This is a genomic window from Rahnella sp. R3(2024) (genome assembly GCF_042920125.1).
Lineage (GTDB): Bacteria > Pseudomonadota > Gammaproteobacteria > Enterobacterales > Enterobacteriaceae > Rahnella > Rahnella rivi.
Genome location: NZ_JBHGBU010000002.1, coordinates 305,869 through 326,769 on the forward strand (window position 1 = coordinate 305,869; position 20,901 = coordinate 326,769).

The 20,901-nt window shown below is 55.7% G+C and carries 20 protein-coding genes and 1 pseudogene; 17 read left to right on the forward strand and 4 right to left on the reverse strand.

Features of this window, described 5'->3' with window-relative positions; genetic code table 11:
- Positions 1 to 21: 21 nt before the first annotated feature.
- The 16 genes from ABSH60_RS21810 (at position 22) to ABSH60_RS21885 (ending at position 17,406) form a co-directional block, all read left to right on the forward strand.
- Positions 22 to 906: a dihydrodipicolinate synthase family protein gene (locus tag ABSH60_RS21810; RefSeq protein ID WP_390976132.1), complete on the forward strand. Its 885-nt coding sequence runs from the start codon at positions 22 to 24 to the stop codon at positions 904 to 906.
- Positions 903 to 1,853, forward strand: coding sequence for a nucleoside hydrolase (locus ABSH60_RS21815; RefSeq protein ID WP_390976134.1), 951 nt, complete (start codon positions 903 to 905; stop codon positions 1,851 to 1,853). Before ABSH60_RS21810 ends, ABSH60_RS21815 begins: the two co-directional genes overlap by 4 nt.
- A 4-nt stretch (positions 1,854 to 1,857) precedes the next feature.
- Positions 1,858 to 2,820 (forward strand): nucleoside hydrolase, encoded by a 963-nt coding sequence (locus ABSH60_RS21820; protein WP_390976135.1) that lies wholly within the window; start codon positions 1,858 to 1,860, stop codon positions 2,818 to 2,820.
- Positions 2,817 to 3,791 carry an ABC transporter permease gene (locus ABSH60_RS21825; RefSeq protein WP_136375031.1) on the forward strand — a complete coding sequence of 325 codons (975 nt, stop codon included), beginning with the start codon at positions 2,817 to 2,819 and terminating at the stop codon, positions 3,789 to 3,791. Before ABSH60_RS21820 ends, ABSH60_RS21825 begins: the two co-directional genes overlap by 4 nt.
- Positions 3,791 to 4,708 carry an ABC transporter permease subunit gene (locus ABSH60_RS21830; RefSeq protein WP_390976136.1) on the forward strand — a complete coding sequence of 306 codons (918 nt, stop codon included), beginning with the start codon at positions 3,791 to 3,793 and terminating at the stop codon, positions 4,706 to 4,708. The genes ABSH60_RS21825 and ABSH60_RS21830 overlap by 1 nt, the downstream gene beginning before the upstream one ends.
- A gap of 2 nt (positions 4,709 to 4,710) precedes the next feature.
- Positions 4,711 to 6,513 carry a dipeptide ABC transporter ATP-binding protein gene (locus ABSH60_RS21835; protein WP_390976465.1) on the forward strand — a complete coding sequence of 601 codons (1,803 nt, stop codon included), beginning with the start codon at positions 4,711 to 4,713 and terminating at the stop codon, positions 6,511 to 6,513.
- A 277-nt stretch (positions 6,514 to 6,790) separates the two neighbouring features.
- Positions 6,791 to 8,002, forward strand: a complete 1,212-nt coding sequence (locus ABSH60_RS21840; protein ID WP_390976138.1) for an MFS transporter — start codon at positions 6,791 to 6,793, stop codon at positions 8,000 to 8,002.
- A gap of 181 nt (positions 8,003 to 8,183) precedes the next feature.
- Positions 8,184 to 8,432: a hypothetical protein gene (locus ABSH60_RS21845; RefSeq protein WP_056779932.1), complete on the forward strand. Its 249-nt coding sequence runs from the start codon at positions 8,184 to 8,186 to the stop codon at positions 8,430 to 8,432.
- Positions 8,433 to 8,788: 356 nt separating this feature from the next.
- Entirely contained in the window at positions 8,789 to 9,220 is a 432-nt protein-coding gene (locus ABSH60_RS21850; RefSeq protein ID WP_122096795.1) for an OsmC family protein, read from the forward strand.
- A 198-nt stretch (positions 9,221 to 9,418) separates the two neighbouring features.
- A complete protein-coding gene (locus ABSH60_RS21855) occupies positions 9,419 to 10,324 on the forward strand; it encodes a LysR substrate-binding domain-containing protein (RefSeq protein ID WP_056779938.1) in 906 nt (301 codons plus the stop codon).
- A 149-nt stretch (positions 10,325 to 10,473) separates the two neighbouring features.
- Complete coding sequence (locus tag ABSH60_RS21860; protein ID WP_390976140.1) at positions 10,474 to 11,937, forward strand: aminobutyraldehyde dehydrogenase; 1,464 nt, start codon at positions 10,474 to 10,476, stop codon at positions 11,935 to 11,937.
- A gap of 36 nt (positions 11,938 to 11,973) precedes the next feature.
- Positions 11,974 to 13,149: a putative ABC transporter substrate-binding protein YdcS gene (ydcS, locus tag ABSH60_RS21865; RefSeq protein WP_390976142.1), complete on the forward strand. Its 1,176-nt coding sequence runs from the start codon at positions 11,974 to 11,976 to the stop codon at positions 13,147 to 13,149.
- Positions 13,150 to 13,207: 58 nt separating this feature from the next.
- Entirely contained in the window at positions 13,208 to 14,230 is a 1,023-nt protein-coding gene (locus ABSH60_RS21870; protein WP_390976144.1) for an ATP-binding cassette domain-containing protein, read from the forward strand.
- A 15-nt stretch (positions 14,231 to 14,245) separates the two neighbouring features.
- Complete coding sequence (locus ABSH60_RS21875) at positions 14,246 to 15,178, forward strand: ABC transporter permease subunit (RefSeq protein ID WP_390976467.1); 933 nt, start codon at positions 14,246 to 14,248, stop codon at positions 15,176 to 15,178.
- The gene (locus tag ABSH60_RS21880; protein WP_056779951.1) at positions 15,168 to 15,974 is read left to right on the forward strand and encodes an ABC transporter permease; all 807 of its coding nucleotides are present in this window, start codon (positions 15,168 to 15,170) and stop codon (positions 15,972 to 15,974) included. Before ABSH60_RS21875 ends, ABSH60_RS21880 begins: the two co-directional genes overlap by 11 nt.
- A 13-nt stretch (positions 15,975 to 15,987) precedes the next feature.
- Complete coding sequence (locus ABSH60_RS21885) at positions 15,988 to 17,406, forward strand: aminobutyraldehyde dehydrogenase (RefSeq protein ID WP_390976145.1); 1,419 nt, start codon at positions 15,988 to 15,990, stop codon at positions 17,404 to 17,406.
- Between the two features lie 47 nt (positions 17,407 to 17,453).
- Here the strand turns inward: ABSH60_RS21885 and ABSH60_RS21890 are convergent, their stop codons facing one another.
- From ABSH60_RS21890 to ABSH60_RS21900, 3 genes and pseudogenes are all read right to left on the reverse strand, one after another.
- Positions 17,454 to 17,759 (reverse strand): hypothetical protein, encoded by a 306-nt coding sequence (locus ABSH60_RS21890; protein WP_390976147.1) that lies wholly within the window; start codon positions 17,757 to 17,759, stop codon positions 17,454 to 17,456.
- A 98-nt stretch (positions 17,760 to 17,857) separates the two neighbouring features.
- A pseudogene (locus ABSH60_RS21895) lies at positions 17,858 to 17,996 on the reverse strand (DNA polymerase III subunit theta).
- Positions 17,997 to 18,031: 35 nt separating this feature from the next.
- Positions 18,032 to 18,400 carry a hypothetical protein gene (locus tag ABSH60_RS21900; protein ID WP_390976149.1) on the reverse strand — a complete coding sequence of 123 codons (369 nt, stop codon included), beginning with the start codon at positions 18,398 to 18,400 and terminating at the stop codon, positions 18,032 to 18,034.
- A 498-nt stretch (positions 18,401 to 18,898) separates the two neighbouring features.
- On the opposite strand from ABSH60_RS21900, the gene ABSH60_RS21905 reads away from it, so the two are divergent.
- A complete protein-coding gene (locus ABSH60_RS21905) occupies positions 18,899 to 20,458 on the forward strand; it encodes a DUF1176 domain-containing protein (protein WP_390976151.1) in 1,560 nt (519 codons plus the stop codon).
- Positions 20,459 to 20,521: 63 nt separating this feature from the next.
- Here the strand turns inward: ABSH60_RS21905 and ABSH60_RS21910 are convergent, their stop codons facing one another.
- Entirely contained in the window at positions 20,522 to 20,884 is a 363-nt protein-coding gene (locus tag ABSH60_RS21910) for a hypothetical protein (protein WP_056779967.1), read from the reverse strand.
- Positions 20,885 to 20,901: the final 17 nt, after the last annotated feature.

Genomic DNA, 20,901 nt, shown 5'->3' on the forward strand with positions numbered 1-20,901 from the left:
CTAAGAAAAGAGAGAGAAGCTATGACTTCTTTTAGCGGTGTATTTCCCTATCTGGTTTCCCCCGTTACTGACGGTGGCCAGATAGACAAACCGGTGTTAACCGCACTGGTTGAACACCTGATTGCCAGTGGCGTGCAGGGTCTGACGCCGCTGGGCAGTACAGGTGAATTCGCCTATCTCAGTGCAGAACAGCGCACCGCAGTGGTCGAAACGGTTGTCCACGCCGCTCGAGGCCGCGTTCCGGTGATTGCCGGTGTCGCAGCCACCACCATTCAGGACGCCATAGCGCAAACCGCTCGTTATGTCGCTCTGGGTGTCGACGGTATTCTGGCTATTCTTGAAGCCTATTTCCCGGTGCCCGATCAGGGCGTCGAGGACTATTTCCGTGCCATCGCGGCTGCCGCAGGTCAACTGCCGGTCGTGCTGTACACCAATCCACAGTTTCAGCGCGCCGACCTCAGCCTGCCGGTCATTGAGCGCCTGAGTCACGTGGAGAATATCAACTATATTAAAGATGCCTCGACCAATACTGGCCGGTTGCTGTCGATCATCGAACGCACGCAGGGGCGGATGCAGGTGTTTGCTGCGTCGGCACACATCCCGGTGTGCGTGATGATGATTGGTGGCGTCGGCTGGATGGCCGGTCCGGCCTGCATCGTGCCCAAGCAAAGCCTGGCGCTGTATGAAGCGGCAAAGCAGGGCGACTGGGCTCAGGCCATGGCGTTACAGCGCCCTTTGTGGCGCATCAATGAAATCTTCGCCAAATACTCCATCGCCGGATGCATCAAGGCGGCGTTGCAGTTGCAGGGATTTGCCGTGGGCGATCCGCTGCCGCCACAGATTCCGCTCGATGCCGCTGCGCGTCAGGAAATCGCTGAAGTTTTACGTTCCGTAGGTGCCCTGTGAAAACGCTGCCTGTCATTATTGATTGCGATCCTGGTATCGACGACGCCATTGCGCTGCTCAGCGCGTTTGTCGCGCCACAGCTGAATATTCTCGGCATCTGCGCCGTGTGCGGTAATCAGCCTTTAGCCAATACATTGCGTAATGCGCTGCAAATCAGCGAACTTGGTCAGCGTACCGACATCCCGGTGTTTGCCGGTTGCCATCAGCCGATGTTCCGCGAGCCGATCCACGGCCAGTTCCATGGCGAAAACGGTCTGGGCAACACCGCGTTTCCCGCGCCGCAAAAAACGCCCGAAAAACTTCACGCCGTTAACTTCCTGATAAACCGTTGCCAGCAGGCGATCGACGATAATCAGCCGCTGACGCTGTGCGTGCTGGGGCCGCTGACCAATCTGGCAACGGCGCTGCGCATGAAACCCGACATTGCTGCCGGTATTGGCCGGGTGGTGCTGATGGGCGGCGCGTACCGTGAAGCCGGTAACCGCACCATGACGTCTGAATTCAACATGCTGGCCGATCCCCATGCCGCGCACATCGTGTTTTCCAGCGATCTTCGCATCACGGTGCTGCCGCTCGATGCCACCCATCAGGTGATCCTCACGCCGGAACATGTGGCGAAATTCATCAAAGTCTCAGGGCGGATTTCCGCGCCGCTGGGTGAGCTGATGGCGTTCTGGGATCGCAATGACGTACGCCGTTACGGCTCGCGTGGCGGGCCATTGCACGATCCGCTGGTGATCGCTTACGTGCTGGCGCCGGAGTTGTTTGGCACCGAGAAAGCGCGGGTGTTTGTTGAGTACGACAGCGAACTTTGTCTGGGGCAAACCGTGGCCGACTGGTACGGCAAATCCGGACAGACTGCCAATGTCGATATCGTCACGCGTGTGGACACTGCAAAAGTCTTCACCCTGTTTTATGAACTGTTATCACGCTATGCCGGGAACTGATCTTATGAGCCAGCGCATCATTATTGATACCGATCCCGGCGTGGATGACGCCATTGCATTGTGGCTGGCGCTGGCGTCACCGGAGCTGGACGTGCTGGGCATCACCGTGGTGGCGGGCAACGTGGCGCTGAAAGACACCATGCGCAACGCCTGTAAAATCGTCGCACTGTCGGGTAAAACCGACACGCCGGTCTTTGCCGGTGCGCCCGGTCCGCTGGTGCGCGAGCAGGTTTACGGAAAATACGCGCATATCGGTGCCTTCAGCGACGAGCTGGTGCCGGACAGCGAACTGCAACCGCAGAAAGAACATGCGGTGGATTTTCTGGTGCGCACCCTCAGACAGGCGGCGCAGGATAACGACCCTGTCACGGTATGCGCCATCGGGCCGATGACCAATCTGGCGCTGGCGCTGGGAATGCATCCGGACGTGGCGCGTGGCATCAGGCACATCGTCACCATGAGTTGTGCCTTTACGGCATTGGGGCACCGCGTGCCCTGGGCCGAATTCAATGTGTACGCCGATCCCCATGCGGCGGAAAAAGTGTTTAACAGCGGCGTTCCGCTGGTGATCATGCCGCTGGATATGACCTTTCAGGCGCTGATCGGTGCGGATGACATCGAGGCAATTCGTCAGGACGGCGGTCTGCCGGGAGCCTCTGTCGCGGCACTGCTGGGCGCCTTCGACCGCAGCGATCTCAGCCGTTTTGGTCGCGAAGGCGGCCCGGTGCATGATGCGACCACCATCGCCTGGCTGCTGCAACCGGGGCTATTCTCCGGCCAGAATGCCCGCGTCGGCGTGGCGGTGTCCGGCAAGACCGCCGGTTACACCTTCGCCGATTTCTGGCACAAACTGGCGACGCCGCCGAACGCAATGGTGATGCAGAACGTCGATGAATACGGCTTCTTCAGCCTGCTGCGGCGCGTCTTTTCCCGCTACGGCGCACAGCAAGACGATGCGCGCGCATGAGCCGGTACCTGCTGGGACGTTTCGGACAAACGCTGCTGACGCTGTTCGTGATGTCGCTGCTGGTATTTGGTGGCGTGTATCTGGTGGGCAATCCGGTGGATCTGTTGCTCAGCACCAGTGCGACGCCGGCCGAACGCCTTGACGTGATCCAGTCTTTCGGCCTGGATAAACCGGTGTGGGAACAATACGGCCTGTTCGTGGTGAACGCCCTGCACGGCGATATGGGCAATTCCTTTATTTACAACCAGCCCGCGTTACACCTGATTTTCCAGCGCATGCCCGCCACGCTCGAACTGGCGCTGGTGGCCTTCGTGCTGGCGCTGGTGATCGGCATTCCGCTTGGCGTTTACGCCGGTTTACGCCCCGAGGGCTGGCTGTCGAAAACAATCATGACCGTCTCCATTTTTGGCTTCAGCCTGCCGACGTTTTGGATCGGGCTGATGATGATCATGCTGTTCAGTGTCAAACTCGGCGTGCTGCCTGCCTCCGGGCGTGGCGAAACGGTGGACGTTTTCGGCGTCCCCGTCAGTCTTTTCACCGCTGACGGACTGGCGCATCTGATCCTTCCGGCCTTCAATCTGGCGCTGTTTAAAATCTCGCTGATTATCCGGCTGACCCGCGCCGGTGTGCTCGAATGCCTGCAACAAGATTTCATCCGGTTTGCCCGCGCCAAAGGGTTATCTGAAAGCCGCATCGTGCTGGTTCACGTTCTGAAAAATACCCTGATCCCGCTGATTACGGTGATCGGCCTTGAGCTCGGTTCGCTTATCGCCTTTGCGGTCGTCACCGAAACTATTTACGCCTGGCCGGGCATGGGCAAGCTGATCATTGATTCCATCGCCGTGCTGGATCGCCCGGTGATCCTGGCGTATCTGATGATTACCGTGGTGATGTTCAGCCTGATCAATCTGCTGGTCGACGTGCTGTATGTGCTGGTCGATCCGCGCGTGCGGCTGGGAGGAGAGGCGTGATGCCACCGGATTCCGTTCACTCCCGCACTGCCGCCGCGCAGACACCGCACACGGCGTTTTACAACACGCTCACCGCGCTGCTGCGTAACAAATTCTCGCTGTGCGGCCTGATTATTCTGGGCATCGCGGTGCTGCTCTCTGTGCTGGCACCCTGGATTTCCCCGCAAAATCCGTACGATTTATCGCAGCTCGACATCATGGATGGCCGCCTTAAGCCGGGTTCGGCCAGCCTGAGTGGCCTGGTTTACTGGCTGGGCACCGACGATCAGGGTCGTGATTTATTCAGCGCCATTCTTTACGGCATGCGCACCAGCCTGCTGGTGGGCGTATGCAGCGCGGTGATTGCGCTGACCATTGGCGCAATCCTCGGCATGACCAGCGCCTGGGCGGGTGGCAAAACAGACGCGCTGATCATGCGTATTGTGGATATCCAGCTGAGTTTTCCACCGATCCTGATCGCGCTTATCCTGCTGGCCGTGCTCGGGCAGGGCGTGGATAAAATCATCCTGGCGCTGGTGGTCACGCAATGGGCGTACTACGCCCGCACGGTGCGCGGTTCGGCGCTGCTTGAACGCCGCCGCAGCTACGTGGACGCCGCGCGCAGCATGGCGTTGTCAACTCCGCGCATTCTTCTGCGCCACATTTTCCCCAACTGCCTGCCGCCGCTGATTGTGGTCGCCACCATGCGTATCGCCTACGCCATCATGCTCGAGGCCACGCTGTCGTTTCTCGGCATCGGGTTGCCGGTGACCGAACCGTCGCTGGGGTTACTGATCGCCAACGGTTTCGATTACCTGATGTCCGGCGACTACTGGATAAGCGTCTTTCCCGGCGTCACATTGCTGGTGCTGATTGTCGCAATCAACTTAGTCGGTGACGCGCTGCGTGACATCCTCAACCCCAGGAATAAGGATTGATGATGCGCGATCCGGTGTTACAGGTCGAAAAACTCAATACCGCGTTTTCTGTGGAAGGCGAATGGCTGAATGTGGTGCGTGACCTGTCGTTCACGCTTGGCGCAAAAGAAACGCTGGCGCTGGTGGGCGAATCCGGCTCCGGTAAAAGCGTCACCGCCATGTCGATCATGCAACTGCTGGACCCGAGGCACACCCGCTATTCGGGCAGCGTCCTGTTCGACGGCCAGGATTTACTGACCCTGAACCCGCGGCAGATGCAGAGCATTCGCGGCAACCGTATCGGCATGATCTTTCAGGAGCCGATGACCAGCCTGAATCCGGTGCTCAAAATTGGTGTGCAAATCACCGAAGTGCTGAAACGCCACCGTGGGATGGACGACGCCACCGCCCGCGCCGAGGCGGTTCGCCTGCTGGAAAAAGTTCGCATTCCCGCCGCCGCGTCGCGGCTGAATGAATATCCGCTGAGTTTCTCCGGCGGTATGCGCCAGCGTGTGGTGATCGCCATTGCGCTGGCGTGTAATCCACGTTTACTGATTGCCGACGAACCGACCACCGCGCTGGATGTCACCATTCAGGCGCAGATCCTGGCGCTCATCAAATCTTTGCAGGAAGAAGAGGGGATGTCGGTGCTGTTCATCACTCACGATATGGGCGTGGTGGCCGAAGTGGCCGACCGCACGCTGGTGATGCACCGGGGCGAAGCGGTTGAGCAGGCGACCACGCGGGAGATTTTTCACCGTCCGCGCCATGCCTATACCCAGGCGCTGCTGGCAGCGGTGCCGCGTCTCGGCGCGATGACCGGCATTGCCTTGCCGCAGCGTTTTCCGCTGCGCGACCTGCACACCGGCGAACCGCAGCCGGTAGCAGATTCCGTCAATACGCTGCGTGCCGGCCAGCCGGTGCTCGAGGTCAAAAACCTCGTGACGCGCTTTGATGTGAAATCCGGTTTTTTGCGCCGGGTTTCCTCGCGCGTTCATGCGGTTGAAGATCTCTCTTTCAGCCTGCAACCGGGTGAAACGCTGTCGCTGGTGGGGGAATCCGGCTGCGGAAAATCCACCACCGGGCGCACGATTTTACGACTGACCGAAGCGACGTCCGGGGAGGTGCTGATCTCCGGGCAGGATATCCGCCGCGCCGATCGCAGCCAGCTTGCGGATTTCCGCACTCAGGCGCAGATGATTTTTCAGGATCCTTACGAAAGCCTGAATCCGCGGATGCGTATCGGCCAGGCCATTGCCGAACCGATGGTCAGCCTCGGGCTGCACGATAATGCCGGTGCGAAAATCCGCGTGGCGCAGTTGCTGGAGCAGGTCGGCCTGCAAAGCAGCATGGCGACGCGATTCCCGCATCAGTTTTCCGGCGGCCAGCGTCAGCGGATCTGCATCGCCCGCGCGCTGGCGCTGGAACCGAAACTCATTATTGCCGACGAAGCCGTTTCTGCGCTGGACGTTTCCGTCAAAGCGCAGGTGATCAATCTGATGCTCGATCTCCAGCAGCAGCTCGGGCTGGCGTATCTGTTTATTTCCCACGATATGGCCGTGGTAGAACGCATTAGCCACCGTGTCGCCGTGATGTATCTGGGCGAAATCGTGGAAATCGGCTCCCGCGCCGATATTTTCGACAATCCGCAACATCCTTACACCCGCAAATTGCTGGCCGCCGTGCCGGTTCCTGATCCCACCGTTCACCGCAAACGCACTGTGATCCCGGATGAACTCGCCAGCCCGTTACGCCCGGCCACGTATCAGCCGCTTGCCCGCCATTATCGCGAAGTCAGCAACGGCCATTTCGTCCAAATTTCCTGATTTTCTCGCCCGTCTTTTCGCTCAACGCTTTAGCGTACCAACTTAGTTACAACATACTTCTATGTGGAGGGATTTCCTGATCGGGGGATCTGTATGTGCCCTGCAAATGTGTCAGCTCCGATCCCTCTGTAAGCCGCATGGCAGGCGGGGACTGGCTTAGTGTATTTCGCTATGGGTTATAACTTTTCGATCCTGAGCAAAAATCTTGACCGCGTGATGGTGATCACGTTTTATGGCAGCCGAACACCCGTTAATTCACCTGCTAAGGATAATAATAATGACTGAGTGCGCATCGCTGGACACCCGGCCACAGACTTCTGCTTTCCGCCGATGGCTGGCGGTATTTTCTCTCGCCTGCGGCACATTCGTGCTGGTTAACACTGAATTTCTGCCGATCGGCCTGCTTTCGCCGATCGCCCGTTCGCTGGGCGTGACCGAAGGCCATGCCGGGCTGGCGGTAATGTTGCCGGGGCTGGTTGCGGCGATTTCTGCTCCGCTGATTATGCTGTTTGCCAAACGTATGGATCGTCGCAGACTCCTGCTTCTGCTGTCTGCCACGGTGATCCTCGCCAACGGCATTGCGGTGATGGCGGACTCGTTTAACGTTTTGCTGATCGGACGCATTATTCTCGGCGTCGGTGTCGGGGGATTCTGGTCTTTTGCCATCCCCTCCGGGCGGCGTCTGGTGCCGGAAGAGCAGGGTGCGCGGGCGATTTCGCTGATCACCGCTGGCGTGGCGGTCGGTACGGTGGCCGGCGTGCCCGCCGGCGCCTTTATCGGCGATCTGTTCGGCTGGAGAATGGCGTTCACGCTTAATGCGGTCATGGCGCTGGTGATTTTTGTCCTGCAATGGATAGCGCTGCCGTCCCTTCCGGCGCAGCAGTCGATTGGGCTGCGCGCCATGCTGGGCGTGACCAAAGTGCCGGGTATCCGCTACGCGCTGATTATCGGCGTCTTTATGGCGGGCGGGCATTTCGCGGCCTATACCTATCTTGAACCCTGGCTGCGTTTTGATTTGCACCTCTCCGCCAGCAGTATTTCTCTCTTGCTGATGGGATACGGTATTGCGGGGCTTATCGGTACGCTGGCGTCGGAATTCACCGTGCGGGAATTCGGTGTGAAGCGGGCGTTTATGCTCAACATGTTGTTACTCAGCCTGTCGGTGCTGGTGCTGTCAACATTTCATGTTCCGCTGGCGCTGGCCAGTGCGCTGGTGATCCTCTGGGGCCTGGCGTTCGGCGCATTGCCGGTATGTCTGAATATCTGGACGTATCAGGCATCGCCCGCGCTGTTTGAAACCGGTTCAGCACTGCTGGTTTGTGTGTTCCAGACATCGCTGGCGCTGGGGGCATTGTTTGGCGGCGTACTGGCGGATAACGCCGGTGTCAGCAGCGCATTCCTGCTCGGTGGAGTGCTGACTTTGCTGGCGGCGATCACCATTTATCTGTCACGTCCGCAGCCGGTAAACGTGCAGGGTGGGAAGAGATAATCGCGTCAGTCATCAGGAAATCTCTCCACATAAGCACTTTCCCCTTATTCCCCACGCCCTCTGCGGTGGGGAAATTTGATATAAAATAGACAATTGGCAATTTTAATGATTTATTATTCGCCACAATTGCAGTCGCCTGCTACTTTTTTATAATCGGAGTGAAAGGACAGGAGGATGTTAAATGAAAGTGCTGAAAAACGAGACGGACTATATTACATGGATGTTCGACAACTACTTTCAGCTGTCAAAGGCAACGGTATCCCCGTTAATGAGTGATGGTGAGATTAAAGAGGTACTGACCGAATTGCACCCAGAGTCTTTCCCGTGTATTGGGTATTTAACTTTTTCTTCAACAGGTTGTAATTGCGAGGTAAATTATATTTCCCGTGACATGGTTTCCGAGTGGGCTGTGGAACTGGACATACATTAATCTGGCGAATGTTATAATCTGGCACGAATGTTAAAAGGGCCTGGACAGATCCACCGGCCCTTTTTTCTATTTGTTCTCCCCTGTCCCGAAGGCGAATTCTTCATCTGTTTTCATACACAGACCTGCCACCACAAACATAAAGTCGAATAAGAATATTCTTTAAATAAACCCTTTGTTCCCAATCTGTGTCTATTTCGGATCATGAATCCTGTGATCATATGATCCCAGGATTGCATTTAAATAAGATTTTTTGTTACTGAGTAATAAACCATCAGTGCCTGAAAAGGGCGGCATCGTTGCGGGATGAGCATCAGCGTCTATACTTAAGGTGAATGTTAAAAAAACCGGAGGAATACATGACCATTCATAAGAAAGGACAGGCGCATTGGGAAGGCGACATCAAACACGGAAAAGGTTATATCTCTTCTGAAAGCGGTGCTCTGAAAGACCAGCCTTACGGATTCAATACCCGCTTCGAGGGTAAACCGGGGACTAACCCGGAAGAATTGCTCGGCGCGGCACATTCCGCCTGTTTCTCAATGGCGCTGTCATTGATGCTCGGCGAAGCAGGGCATGTCCCTGAAAGCATTGATACCGTGGCAGATGTTTCTCTTGATAAAGTCGATGGCGGCTTCGCCATTACTAAGATCGCGCTCGACAGCACGGTCAAACTGCCCGGCATTGATAAAGACAAATTCGACGAAATTATCAAAGCGGCGAAAGCCGGTTGCCCGGTTTCCAAAGTGCTTAACGCGGAAATCACCCTGACGTACAAGCTGGAAAATTGATCGTCAAATTCTGATTCTTTTTCTCAGAACAATGAGCCATGCGAATTTTGCATGGCTTTTGTGTTTCTGATCCCAAATCTGTCATCCTTCTGTCCTGCCATTTGACAAAAAATCCCTGCCTGCCTTAACTCAATCATTCCCTTAAACCGAATGGTGCCCGATGCTGTTCGGTTTTTTAATGAGATGTTGAGGCGCCCCATGCTGACGTTACGCCAGATCCGCCATTTTATTGCCGTTGCTGAAACCGGTTCGATTTCCGCTGCGGCGCAGGCCTCCTTTGTGTCTCAGTCATCGCTGACGCAGGCCATTCAGCAGCTTGAGGTGGAAACCGAAGCGCGGCTGTTCGACCGCCATGCGAAAGGCATGACGCTGACCCATCAGGGGCACCAGTTTTTACGCCAGTCTTATCTGATCCTCGCCACTGTCGATAACGCCAAACGCAGCCTGCAAATGGGGACAGAAAGCGTCACCGGTCAGATCACGCTCGGCGTGACCAGCCTGGTGGCTGGCTATTTTCTGGTGGATTTGCTCAAGCAATTCAATGCGTATTACCCGAATGTTGAGGTCAAAGTGGTGGAGGATGAGCGTCAGTACATCGAACATCTGCTGGTGAGCGGTGAAATCGATATCGGCGTGCTGATCCTCTCCAATCTGGAAGATCGCGATGCGCTGCAAACCGAAGTGCTGACCCATTCCTCCTACCGCCTGTGGCTGCCGCCGCTGCATCCGTTGCTGGAGCGCGAAAGTATTTCGCTGGCGGATATCGCGAATGAACCGCTGATCCAGCTCAACGTCGATGAAATGGAGAAACATGCGCAGCGGCTGTGGGCACGGGCGGGGCTGAAACCCAATATCGCGATGAAAACCGCCTCCACCGAGGCGGTACGCAGCCTGGTTGCGGCCGGTCTGGGCGTTTCGGTTCAGCCGGACATGGCCTACCGCGCCTGGTCGCTGGAAGGCAATATGATTGAAGCCAGCAAACTGGAGGATTCCATCGAACCGCTGGATATCGGGCTGGCGTGGCGGCGCGGCAGCGCGAGGCCGGAGCTGGTTACGCCATTCCTGACCATTGCACGTGAAAACAGCGCCAAGCGCAGACCCTGACAAGGAGCATTCGGTTTAACCGAACGCAGACTTCAATAATTGCTATTTGTTGCCCTCAGAGAAATTACCTACTGTGAATTAGCAGGTTTGTTACTAACTAATAACATTTTTGTTAATTAAGGATGATTCTCTGAACTGAGGGCAGTGCAATGTCGGATGCAGAATTTGTTGCCAGTTTTTCTGAAAAGCATGTAATCAATGGCGACCTTCTGCACGGTGAAGGCGCGACGCAAAACATTTTCAACCCTGCGACCGGTGACGTGATTGCCGAGGTCGCCGAAACCTCTCTGGCACAAGTCGCTCTGGCGGTGAATGCCGCCAATGCCGCTTTCAGCCGCTGGTCACGCACCACGCCAGCCGAACGGGCCTCCGTGCTTTTGCGTATCGCCGACGCCATCGAAAAACAGGCGCATTCGCTGGCACAGCTCGAAGCCATCAACTGCGGTAAACCGCTGCATCAGGCGCTGAAAGACGATTTACCTGCCGCTGTCGATGTCTTTCGCTTCTTTGCCGGGGCAGTGCGTTGCCAGCAGGGGCAACTTTCCGGCGAATATCTGCCCGGCCACACCTCGATGGTGCGCCGCGACCCGCTGGGCGTGGTGGCCTCGATTGCCCCCTGGAATTACCCGCTGATGATGTCAGCGTGGAAAATTGCTCCCGCGCTGGCGGCGGGCAACACCGTGGTGTTTAAACCCTCTGAACATACTCCGCTGACCATTTTGGCCTTGCTGCCCGCGTTGCAGGAGATCCTGCCGCCGGGTGTGCTGAACGTCATTACCGGCAGCGGTGAAGGGGTCGGTAATGCGCTGGTCAGTCATCCGCATGTCCGTCTGATTTCACTGACCGGCGACATCGTCACCGGGCAGCGCATTTTGCAGGCGGCGGTGAAAACGGTGAAACGCACTCATCTTGAGCTGGGCGGCAAAGCGCCGGTGATCGTTTGCAACGATGCCGACATTGATGACGTGGTGCAGGCGGTCAGCTGCTGGGGATATTACAACGCGGGGCAGGATTGTACTTCCGCCTGCCGCGTGTATGCGCAGGCCGGGATCTACGAACGGCTGGTGGAAAAATTGGGCGAGGCGGTATCGCAACTCTCTTTCGCCAGAAAGAATGACAGCGAAAACTTTATGGGGCCGCTTATCAGCGCACGCCAGCGGGATCGCGTGTCGAGCTTTGTCGAACGGGCGCTGAGTCAGCCGCATATCGAGCGTATCACCGGCGCGGCGTCCCATTCCGGTCCCGGCTTCTATTACCAGCCCACGCTGCTGGCGGGATGTCTGCAAACTGACGAAATCGTCCAGCGGGAAGTGTTTGGCCCGGTGGTCAGCGTCACCCGCTTCGACACCGTTCAGCAGGTCGTGGACTGGGCGAATGAATCAGAATACGGGCTGGCATCCTCGGTCTGGACGCAAAATATCGATCTTGCGATGCAAATTTCCTCCCATCTGCAATACGGCACCACCTGGATTAACACGCACTTTTCTTTAGTCAGCGAAATGCCCCACGGCGGATTAAAACGCTCCGGGTATGGCAACGATCTCTCGAGTTATTCGTTACAGGATTACAGCGTAGTCAGGCACATCATGGCGAAGTTCAAACCACAATTCTAATAACAGACAAATACGACGACAGGACAGGGGTATCCAATGAAAACACTTATTTTCAATAAAGAACCATCTGGCAGTAAAAAGTTATCTGCGGTTTGTTTAGGTCTGCTGAGTTTTCTTAATACGGCGGTGGCCGCAGACTTACCGACGGCGGTAGGAAAAGGCGAAGGACAATTAAATATCGTCGCCTGGCCGGGATATATTGAACGCGGCGAAAGTGACAAGAATTACGACTGGGTGACGCAGTTTGAAAAACAAACCAGCTGTAAGGTTAATGTCAAAACTGCGGCGACGTCAGATGAAATGGTCAGCCTGATGGCGAAGGGGGGCTATGATCTGGTCACCGCCTCGGGAGATGCTTCACTGCGGCTGATTTACGGTAAACGCGTTCAGCCGATCAACCCGGCGCTGATTGCCAACTGGAAGAATCTCGACCCGCGCCTGCTGAAAGGCGAATGGTTTAACGTTGCCGGAAAAGTCTATGGCACGCCTTATCAGTGGGGGCCGAACCTGTTGATGTACAACACCAAAACCTTCCCCACTGCGCCTGACAGCTGGTCAGTGATTTTCGTGCCGCAAAATTTGCCTGACGGCAAACCCAATCAGGGACGCGTGCAGGCGTATGACGGCCCGATCGCCATTGCGGATGCCGCGCTTTACCTGAAAAGCACCCAGCCTGATCTGAAAATCGACGATCCGTATCAGCTCAACGAAACCCAGTACCAGGCCGTGCTGAAATTGCTGCGCGGTCAGCATCCGCTGATCCACCGCTACTGGCACGATGCATCGGTACAGATGAGTGATTTCAAAAACGAAGGCGTGGTCGCCAGCAGCTCGTGGCCGTATCAGGCCAATGCGCTGAAAGGCGAAAAACAACCGATCGCCACCGTCTTCCCGAAAGAGGGCGTCACTGGCTGGGCGGATACCACCATGCTGGCTGCCGACGCCGAGCACCCGAACTGCGCCTATCAGTGGATGAACTGGTCGCTGGAGCCAAAAGTGCAGGGCGACGTTGCGGCATGGTTTGGTTCCGTGCCGAGCGTACCGGCCGGGTGTAAAGCCAGCCCGCTGTTAGGGGCGGAAGGTTGCGAAACGAACGGCTTTAATAAATTCACCGCGATTTCATTCTGGAAAACACCTCAGTCCGAAGGCGGTAAATACGTGCCGTACAGCAAGTGGACTCAGGACTATATCGCCATCATGGGCGGCCGGTAATCCGCTGTCATAGGTTGCGTTTAGCCCTTCTATTAAAAACCGAATCCGGGAGTCCGTTATGGCCGCCGTACAATTTATTAATGCTTCCCGATTATATGGGGAAACCAAAGCCGTCGATAATGTCTCAATTGACATTCAGGACGGTGAATTCTTTTCCATGCTCGGGCCTTCCGGCTCGGGCAAAACCACCTGCCTGCGTCTGATTGCCGGCTTTGAAACCCTGACCTCCGGCTCGGTGCGCATTCACGGCAAAGAAGCCTCGCAGCTCGCCCCCTATGAGCGGGACGTCAACACCGTGTTTCAGGATTACGCGCTGTTCCCGCACATGACCGTGCTGGAAAATGTCGCGTATGGCCTGATGGTGAAAGGCGTGGGGAAAAAGGAACGTCAAATCCGTGCGATGGAATCGCTGGAGCGGGTGGCGCTTGGCTTTACCGCGGCGCGCAAACCGGCGTTTTTGTCCGGCGGCCAGCGTCAGCGCGTGGCGCTGGCCAGGGCGCTGGTGAATCAGCCCAGCGTGCTGCTGCTGGATGAACCCCTCGGCGCGCTGGATTTAAAATTACGAGAGCAGATGCAGGGTGAGCTGAAAAAGCTGCAACGCGAACTGGGCATCACCTTTATTTTTGTCACCCACGACCAGGGCGAAGCGCTGTCGATGTCTGACCGCGTGGCGGTGTTCAACAATGGCCGTATCGAACAGGTTGATACGCCGCGTGAGCTGTACCTCAATCCGCGTACCGCGTTCGTTGCGCAGTTTGTCGGTACGGCGAACGTCCTGACCGCCGATCTCTCCTTCAAAATCACCGGTGTCTCCGGCAGCCGTTCTATTCGTCCGGAACACATCCGCCTCGCGCCACAGCCGCTGGCAGACAGCCAGTCGGTGCAGGTCAACGCCATCCTCAAAGACATCCATTTTCAGGGCGCGGCGACACGCTACGAACTGGCACTGGAAGGCGGCGAGCGTCTGTTTGTCAGTGAGCCCAACAACCTGGCGGCCAGTGCGCAACACCACTTCCGGCAAGGTCAGCCGGTGGTGGCGTGTTGGGACAGAGATGCCATGGTCACGCTGCTTGAGGGCTAAAAGATGGATATCAGTATGACTCCTTATGAAAAGCGTGTGGGGCGTGGCCGCGCACTGGTGACTTACCTGCATCACAGGCCGGGATTTTATCTGGCGCTGCTGCTGGTGCCGCCGCTGCTGTGGTTTGGCGCGATCTATTTAGGTTCGCTGTTCGCGCTGTTGTGGCAGGGTTTCTATACCTTTGACGATTTCACCATGACCGTCTCCTCGACGCTGACGACGGCCAATATCCGCGCCCTGTTTGATCCGGTGAATGCCGACATTATTGTCCGCACGGTGACGATGGCGCTGCTGGTGTCTTTCTTCAGCGCGGTGCTGGCGTTTCCGATTGCCTATTACATGGCGCGTTATATCACCGGCAAAAAGAAAGCTTTCTTTTACATCGCCATCATGATGCCGATGTGGGCCAGTTATATCGTCAAAGCCTATGCGTGGACCCTGCTGCTCTCTAAAGGCGGCGTGCTGCAATGGTTCCTCGAACACCTCGGGCTGCAACCGCTGCTGACGGCCATGCTGAGCCTGCCGGGCATCGGCGGCAATACGCTGTCAACCTCAGGCATCGGGCGCTTCTGGGTGTTCGTCTATATCTGGCTGCCGTTTATGATCTTGCCGATTCAGGCCGCACTCGAACGCCTGCCGCCGTCGCTGATTCATGCATCAGAAGATTTAGGTGCAAAACCCTGGCAGACGCTGCGCTACGTGATCTTCCCGCTGGCCGTACCGGGTATCGCCGCCGGTTCGATCTTCACGTTCTCGCTGACGCTGGGTGATTACATCATCCCGCAACTGGTGGGCCCGCCGGGGTATTACATCGGCAACATGGTCTACTCGCAGCAGGGTTCGATCGGCAATATGCCCATGGCCGCCGCGTTCACGCTGGTGCCTATCGTGCTGATTGCGTTGTATTTATCGATGGTCAAACGACTGGGAGCTTTCGATGCACTCTAAACGCGCACCCTGGTTACTCAAACTCTCCGCGTGGGGCGGACTGGTCTTTCTGCACTTCCCGCTGCTGATCATCGCGGTGTATGCCTTCAACACCGAAGATGCGGCGTTCAGCTTTCCGCCGAAAGGCTTCACGCTGCACTGGTTTGCCGTCGCGGCAGGGCGTCACGACATTCTCGACGCCATCTGGCTTTCGGTGCAAATCGCCTGTTGCGCCACGCTGATTGCCATGGTGCTCGGCACGCTGGCTGCCGCGGCGCTGTACCGGCGTGAATTTTATGGCAAAAACAGCATAACCCTGTTGTTTATGTTGCCGATTGCCCTGCCGGGGATCATCACCGGTCTGGCGCTGCTCAACGCTTTTCACGCGGCACACATCGAGCCGGGCATGCTGACGATTGTCATCGGCCATGCGACGTTTTGCATGGTGATTGTTTATAACAACGTGATCGCCCGTTTTCGCCGTATCACGCACAGCCTGATCGAAGCCTCGATGGATTTAGGCGCAGACGGCTGGCAAACCTTCCGCTATATCATTTTGCCAAACCTCAGCACCGCGCTGCTGGCGGGCGGCATGCTGGCGTTCGCGCTCTCTTTCGACGAAATCATTGTCACCACGTTTACCGCCGGTCATGAACGCACGTTGCCCATCTGGCTGCTTAACCAGCTGGGCAGGCCGCGCGAAGTGCCGGTGACCAACGTGGTGGCGCTGTGCCTGATGGTGCTCACCATGATCCCGATTCTGGGCGCGTGGTATCTCACAAGAAACGGGTCAGATGTGGCCGGTGACGGCAAATAATAAGGAATAACTGATGCAAACGAACATGCTGATTAACGGTGAGCTGGTGGCCGGAGAAGGAACGTCACTGCCGGTTTTCAACCCGCATACCGGGCAGGAGATTGTCCGTCTGGCGCAGGCCAGTGAACAACAAACCCGTCAGACGGTCGATCTGGCGCACAGTGCTTTTACCGACTGGGGCCAGACCACGCCGAAAACCCGTGCGGAACTGCTGCTGGCGCTGGCAGACCGCATCGAAGAAAACGCCGAAGCGCTGGCAAAGCTGGAGTCGCTGAACTGCGGTAAGCCTTTCCATCTGGCGCTGAATGATGAAATTCCGGCGGTGGTTGACGTGTTCCGCTTCTTTGCCGGTGCCAGCCGTTGCCTGAGCGGATTAGCCGGCGGCGAATATCTCGCCGGGCATACGTCAATGATCCGCCGCGATCCGCTGGGCGTGGTGGCCTCCATCGCCCCCTGGAACTACCCGCTGATGATGGCCGCGTGGAAAATCGCTCCGGCGCTGGCGGCAGGCAACTGCGTGGTGATCAAACCTTCCGAAATCACCCCGCTGACCGCACTGAAACTCGGCGAACTGGCGCGGGATATCTTTCCGGCTGGCGTGCTGAACGTGCTGTTTGGCGACGGTAAATCGGTCGGCAGCGCGCTCACCCATCACGATAAAGTGCGGATGATTTCGCTGACCGGTTCTGTTTCTACCGGCGAGAAAATTGTCGCTCAGGCGACCACCGGCATCAAACGCACGCATATGGAACTCGGCGGCAAAGCGCCGGTGATCGTTTTCGATGACGCCGATATCGACCAGGTGGTGGAAGGCGTGCGCACGTTCGGGTTCTACAACGCCGGACAGGATTGCACCGCCGCCTGCCGCATCTACGCGCAAAAAGGGGTGTATGCGCAGCTGGTGAAAGCGCTGGGCGAGGCCGTTTCCACCCTCAAACTGGGCACCGATGAAAGCAGCGAAACGGGCCCGCTGGTGTCAGCGGCGCATTTAGAGCGGGTGGAGGGCTTTGTGCAGCGGGCGAAAGACGTCGCGCATATTCAGGTCATCACCGGTGGCGAACGGGTGCGCGGCGAGGGGTATTACTTCCAGCCCACGGTGCTGGCGGGTGCGCGTCAGGAAGATGAAATTGTGCAACGCGAAGTGTTCGGCCCGGTGGTCAGCGTGACCGAGTTTGATACGGAAGAGCAGGTTCTGACGTGGGCAAATGAATCCAACTACGGGCTGGCATCTTCCGTCTGGACGCAAAACATTGGTCGCGCCCACCGCCTGAGCGCGCGTCTGCAATACGGTTGCACCTGGGTTAATACCCACTTCATGCTGGTCAGCGAGATGCCGCACGGAGGACAAAAACAATCCGGCTACGGAAAGGATATGTCGATGTACGGGCTGGAAGATTACACGGCGATCCGGCATGTGATGATAAAACACTGAGAAGGGGATAACTGGCTGTAATAGTTAACTATTCTATTCCGGCCAGTTTATTGTGGGGCGTTGAAGTCGAGATTCTGATTGAGGATGGCGATTTGGTCGCCATTTTGTTCAGCCATCCATTTTACATAAACGCTGAATACCATCTGCGCATTTGTGTGCCGACTGCCAGCTCGCTTTAACAGATTATTCCATGCCGCCGGAATGTAGCCCGGCCCATAGCAAATGCTCTTAGTCGGATGAACCCCGGGCACGGGTTGATTGAAGACAAATGTGCAAATGTCAGTTCGATGCTTTCCATACTCCCTTAGGTTCACAACACCCTCCTTTTGCTCCCGCATGCGTGTGAATTGCATCTGGCTTTTCAGCGCATTTATTGCCGGGTGTGAATAGACCCGGGTTTCGTAGACACTTTTTTGCCTCATAACGGAGGCTTAATGAAGGAGTGTTTATGTCAGCCAAAACGTTCCCTGAGGTATTCACGCAGATGCTCAGGCTGTTCACGCTCGATGATCATCAGCGATGACCGGCTGGTTGTATCGCTCTTTGAAAGCAACGCCGCCCGCAGCTAAATCCACGTTGATTTTGTCCATTTAGGCTTTGGGCAGGTCAGCAAGATTGTATGACATTACTTTGCCTCAGAATCAGCGATGATTTGACGAATTACCATCATGTTGCCGCCGTTCGTGTTGAACATAAATCCATTTGACAATCGAGAGGCTATGGTTGCTTTCTGTACAACCTGACCACCATAAGAAATGGTCATTGTTTTGCCAATGTTCATTGTGGTGATTTCAGACAAGGATTGAGAGCACGGCGACATAATCTCTAAATAAACACCACTATTGACCGTTTCTTCATTTTCATTATTTTGAACTTGCTTGATGCAAGAGGCTGGAATGGTGAGGTGTTGACCCATTGCCTCCAGATCAAAATCTTTGAGAGAGGCGGAAGACAGGGCGGGTATAAGCATTAAAGCTAACGGTGAAATACGCATTGAGATTCCTTTCAAATTTATATGCATCGATTATAGCATCAGGCTTCCGTGCCATAAGGGCTAAGATTCTTTGCGACAATAAATGGCTATCGGGTTGCTGATCCGGTCCTGATGCCGTGCTTAATATACAAAGACCTTGCCGATCAGCGGTATAACAGAAGTGTCTCCGACCGGACTTTCCTTGCATGTTACTCATGCTTATGCTGTATGCATAATCAGTATTTTGTGGGGTGGCTTATGGGTGGCAAAGATTTGGGATTTGATGTTGAGTTGCGCGGACAGACTCGCAATCACATCATGCCGGGTACATACATGTTCTTCCAACGGCTAAAGGTGCACGGCGGATGATTCTGGCTGGGTCAGGCATACGATGACTGGTTTGGGTTTGTGATGCCGCCGCCCGGACAGGGAATGTATCACCCGCCGGAGGCGCTGATTCTAAAGTCGTTACTTTTCAACTAGTATGACTCGCACAAAAAACTTTCCTCAGGGACGACCATGTTACGCACGGCACTCATCGTATTTTTAAGCGCCTTTTCAGTTTCTCTTTTTGCACAGGATAATGAGGGTCTGCGTTTTACCCGTAAAGACTGGTCGCTGGTGTGTGAGAATGTGCGTCTCTGTCATGCCACGGGAAGGATGAAAGGGGGCAACACGGCGTCCGTTTTGCTCACGCGAAAAACAGATGCTGCCGGGCAGGCGAGCGTCAGCCTGATTTTTTCCGATACTCACGCCTCAGACAATTCCCCGCAGCTGATTCTCGGCGGTCAGGCTGCCGGTATCTTAACCCGCGAAGAGAACGGGCAGTTTGCCTTCACCGCATCACAGGTCAGTGGTGCGTTACAGGCACTTCTTCATGACAAGCAGATTCAGATCGCGCAGCCGGATCAGGCTGCTGATCTCTCAGGTGAAGGGGTTAACGCCGTCTTGCTTAAAATGGATGACTTCCAGGGGCTGCTGGATACGCCAGCCGCCTTCGTGCAAAGAGCCGACGCCACATCAAAACCGGCTGACGACAGTGCAGCGCAGGATGAATTATTCGCCGCGCTGCAAAAGGAAAAAAACCTGAACAATCAGATGCCTGTCGAAACGCTGATGAGTCGTTACGCCAGCCCGGAAACGCAGGTGACCCGGTTTGATATCACCTACGAGGGGGAGGAAAAGAACAAGCTGCCAAAGAAAAAGCCCTCAGCGGATATCACAGATGACGAATGGCAGGCATTTCAGAAATCTAACGTGGTCGTCTTTACAGAAAACCAAACGGCCAGTTATACGCTGGTGGATCTCGACGGGGATGGCAAACGGGATCTCATTATTGATGCCTATATCGGGGGCACCGGCATATTCACCTATACCGGGATATTGAAAAGAGGAAAGGGCACCTTTTATTCCACCGTGAAGGCAGATCCGGATGCTTCGGTGCCCGGTTATTTGTATTCAACCAACGCACGCGGCGCAAATCAGGCGGGCTACTGGATCAGGCTCAATAAGCAGATTTATCTCGCCTACCGGGTCAGCTATTTCGGCGTGGACAATATTTATCTGCTTCGCCCCTTCAGCCACAACGCCAGCGTGGCAAAAATAACGGTCACGTACCGCTATGCGCTGTCGGTCACCTCCCCGGATCCGCGGGATAAAGAAACGTCCTGGCTGACGTTATCGGATAAACAAAAAGTCAGCGTCGGGAAAAGTTTAGCCGCTTTGCAGGCGCATCAGCCCAATGCAGGCAGTTCTGCTTCGCCAGCCGTTTCGGTCTGTCCGGTGCCGCCGTCTCTGAGTCAAAATGAGGCCGGGTTTTATGGCCGTTCGCCTCTACCGGGTTATGAAGTACAGGCTATCGGCGATATTCCGGTGTGGATCGATGAGCAGTGTTATGTCGGCGGCGTGTACAGCCATTTTGGCGACTACTCACCGAAAGAGGGCGTAGACATCATGCTTTATGTCTATTCGCCGCAGCAGGATGGGGAGTTGAAAGGGGATATTTCAGTTTTCGGTAAACGGGAAGTCGTTGCGATCGAACGCGCCCGTGGTGCGGTGCAAGGGGATAACGGCAGGTAGGGAAACAAGGAGTTGATGAAGCAGGGAGTGGGCCGCTCCCTGCTGAAGCATCATCAGAGAGAGTTATTCTGCCGTGGCAGAGGCGATCTTTTTGCGGGCAATATCGATAAACAAAATGCTGGAAGCAAAAGAGATCCCCGAACCAATTATCATTGAAAGAAGATATGAGGTGACGTAATTATATTCTTTGTCTATCAATGTAAGTTGCTCTGAAATTAAATCAATATTGTCAATGGCATATCCCCTGGCTGAATAGAGGCCAAACCATAATGCGCCGCAGACAATAAAGCAGGTGTAACAGACATAAGTGAATTTCTTGTCGATATATTCAAGGTAAAACTTAGGGTCGGAGTAAGCCATCTTAAGAAGACCTAAAAAACAGCCCAGATAAATACCGATCAACCACTTCATGACGTCCCAGTTCATACGAATCTCTGAATGTT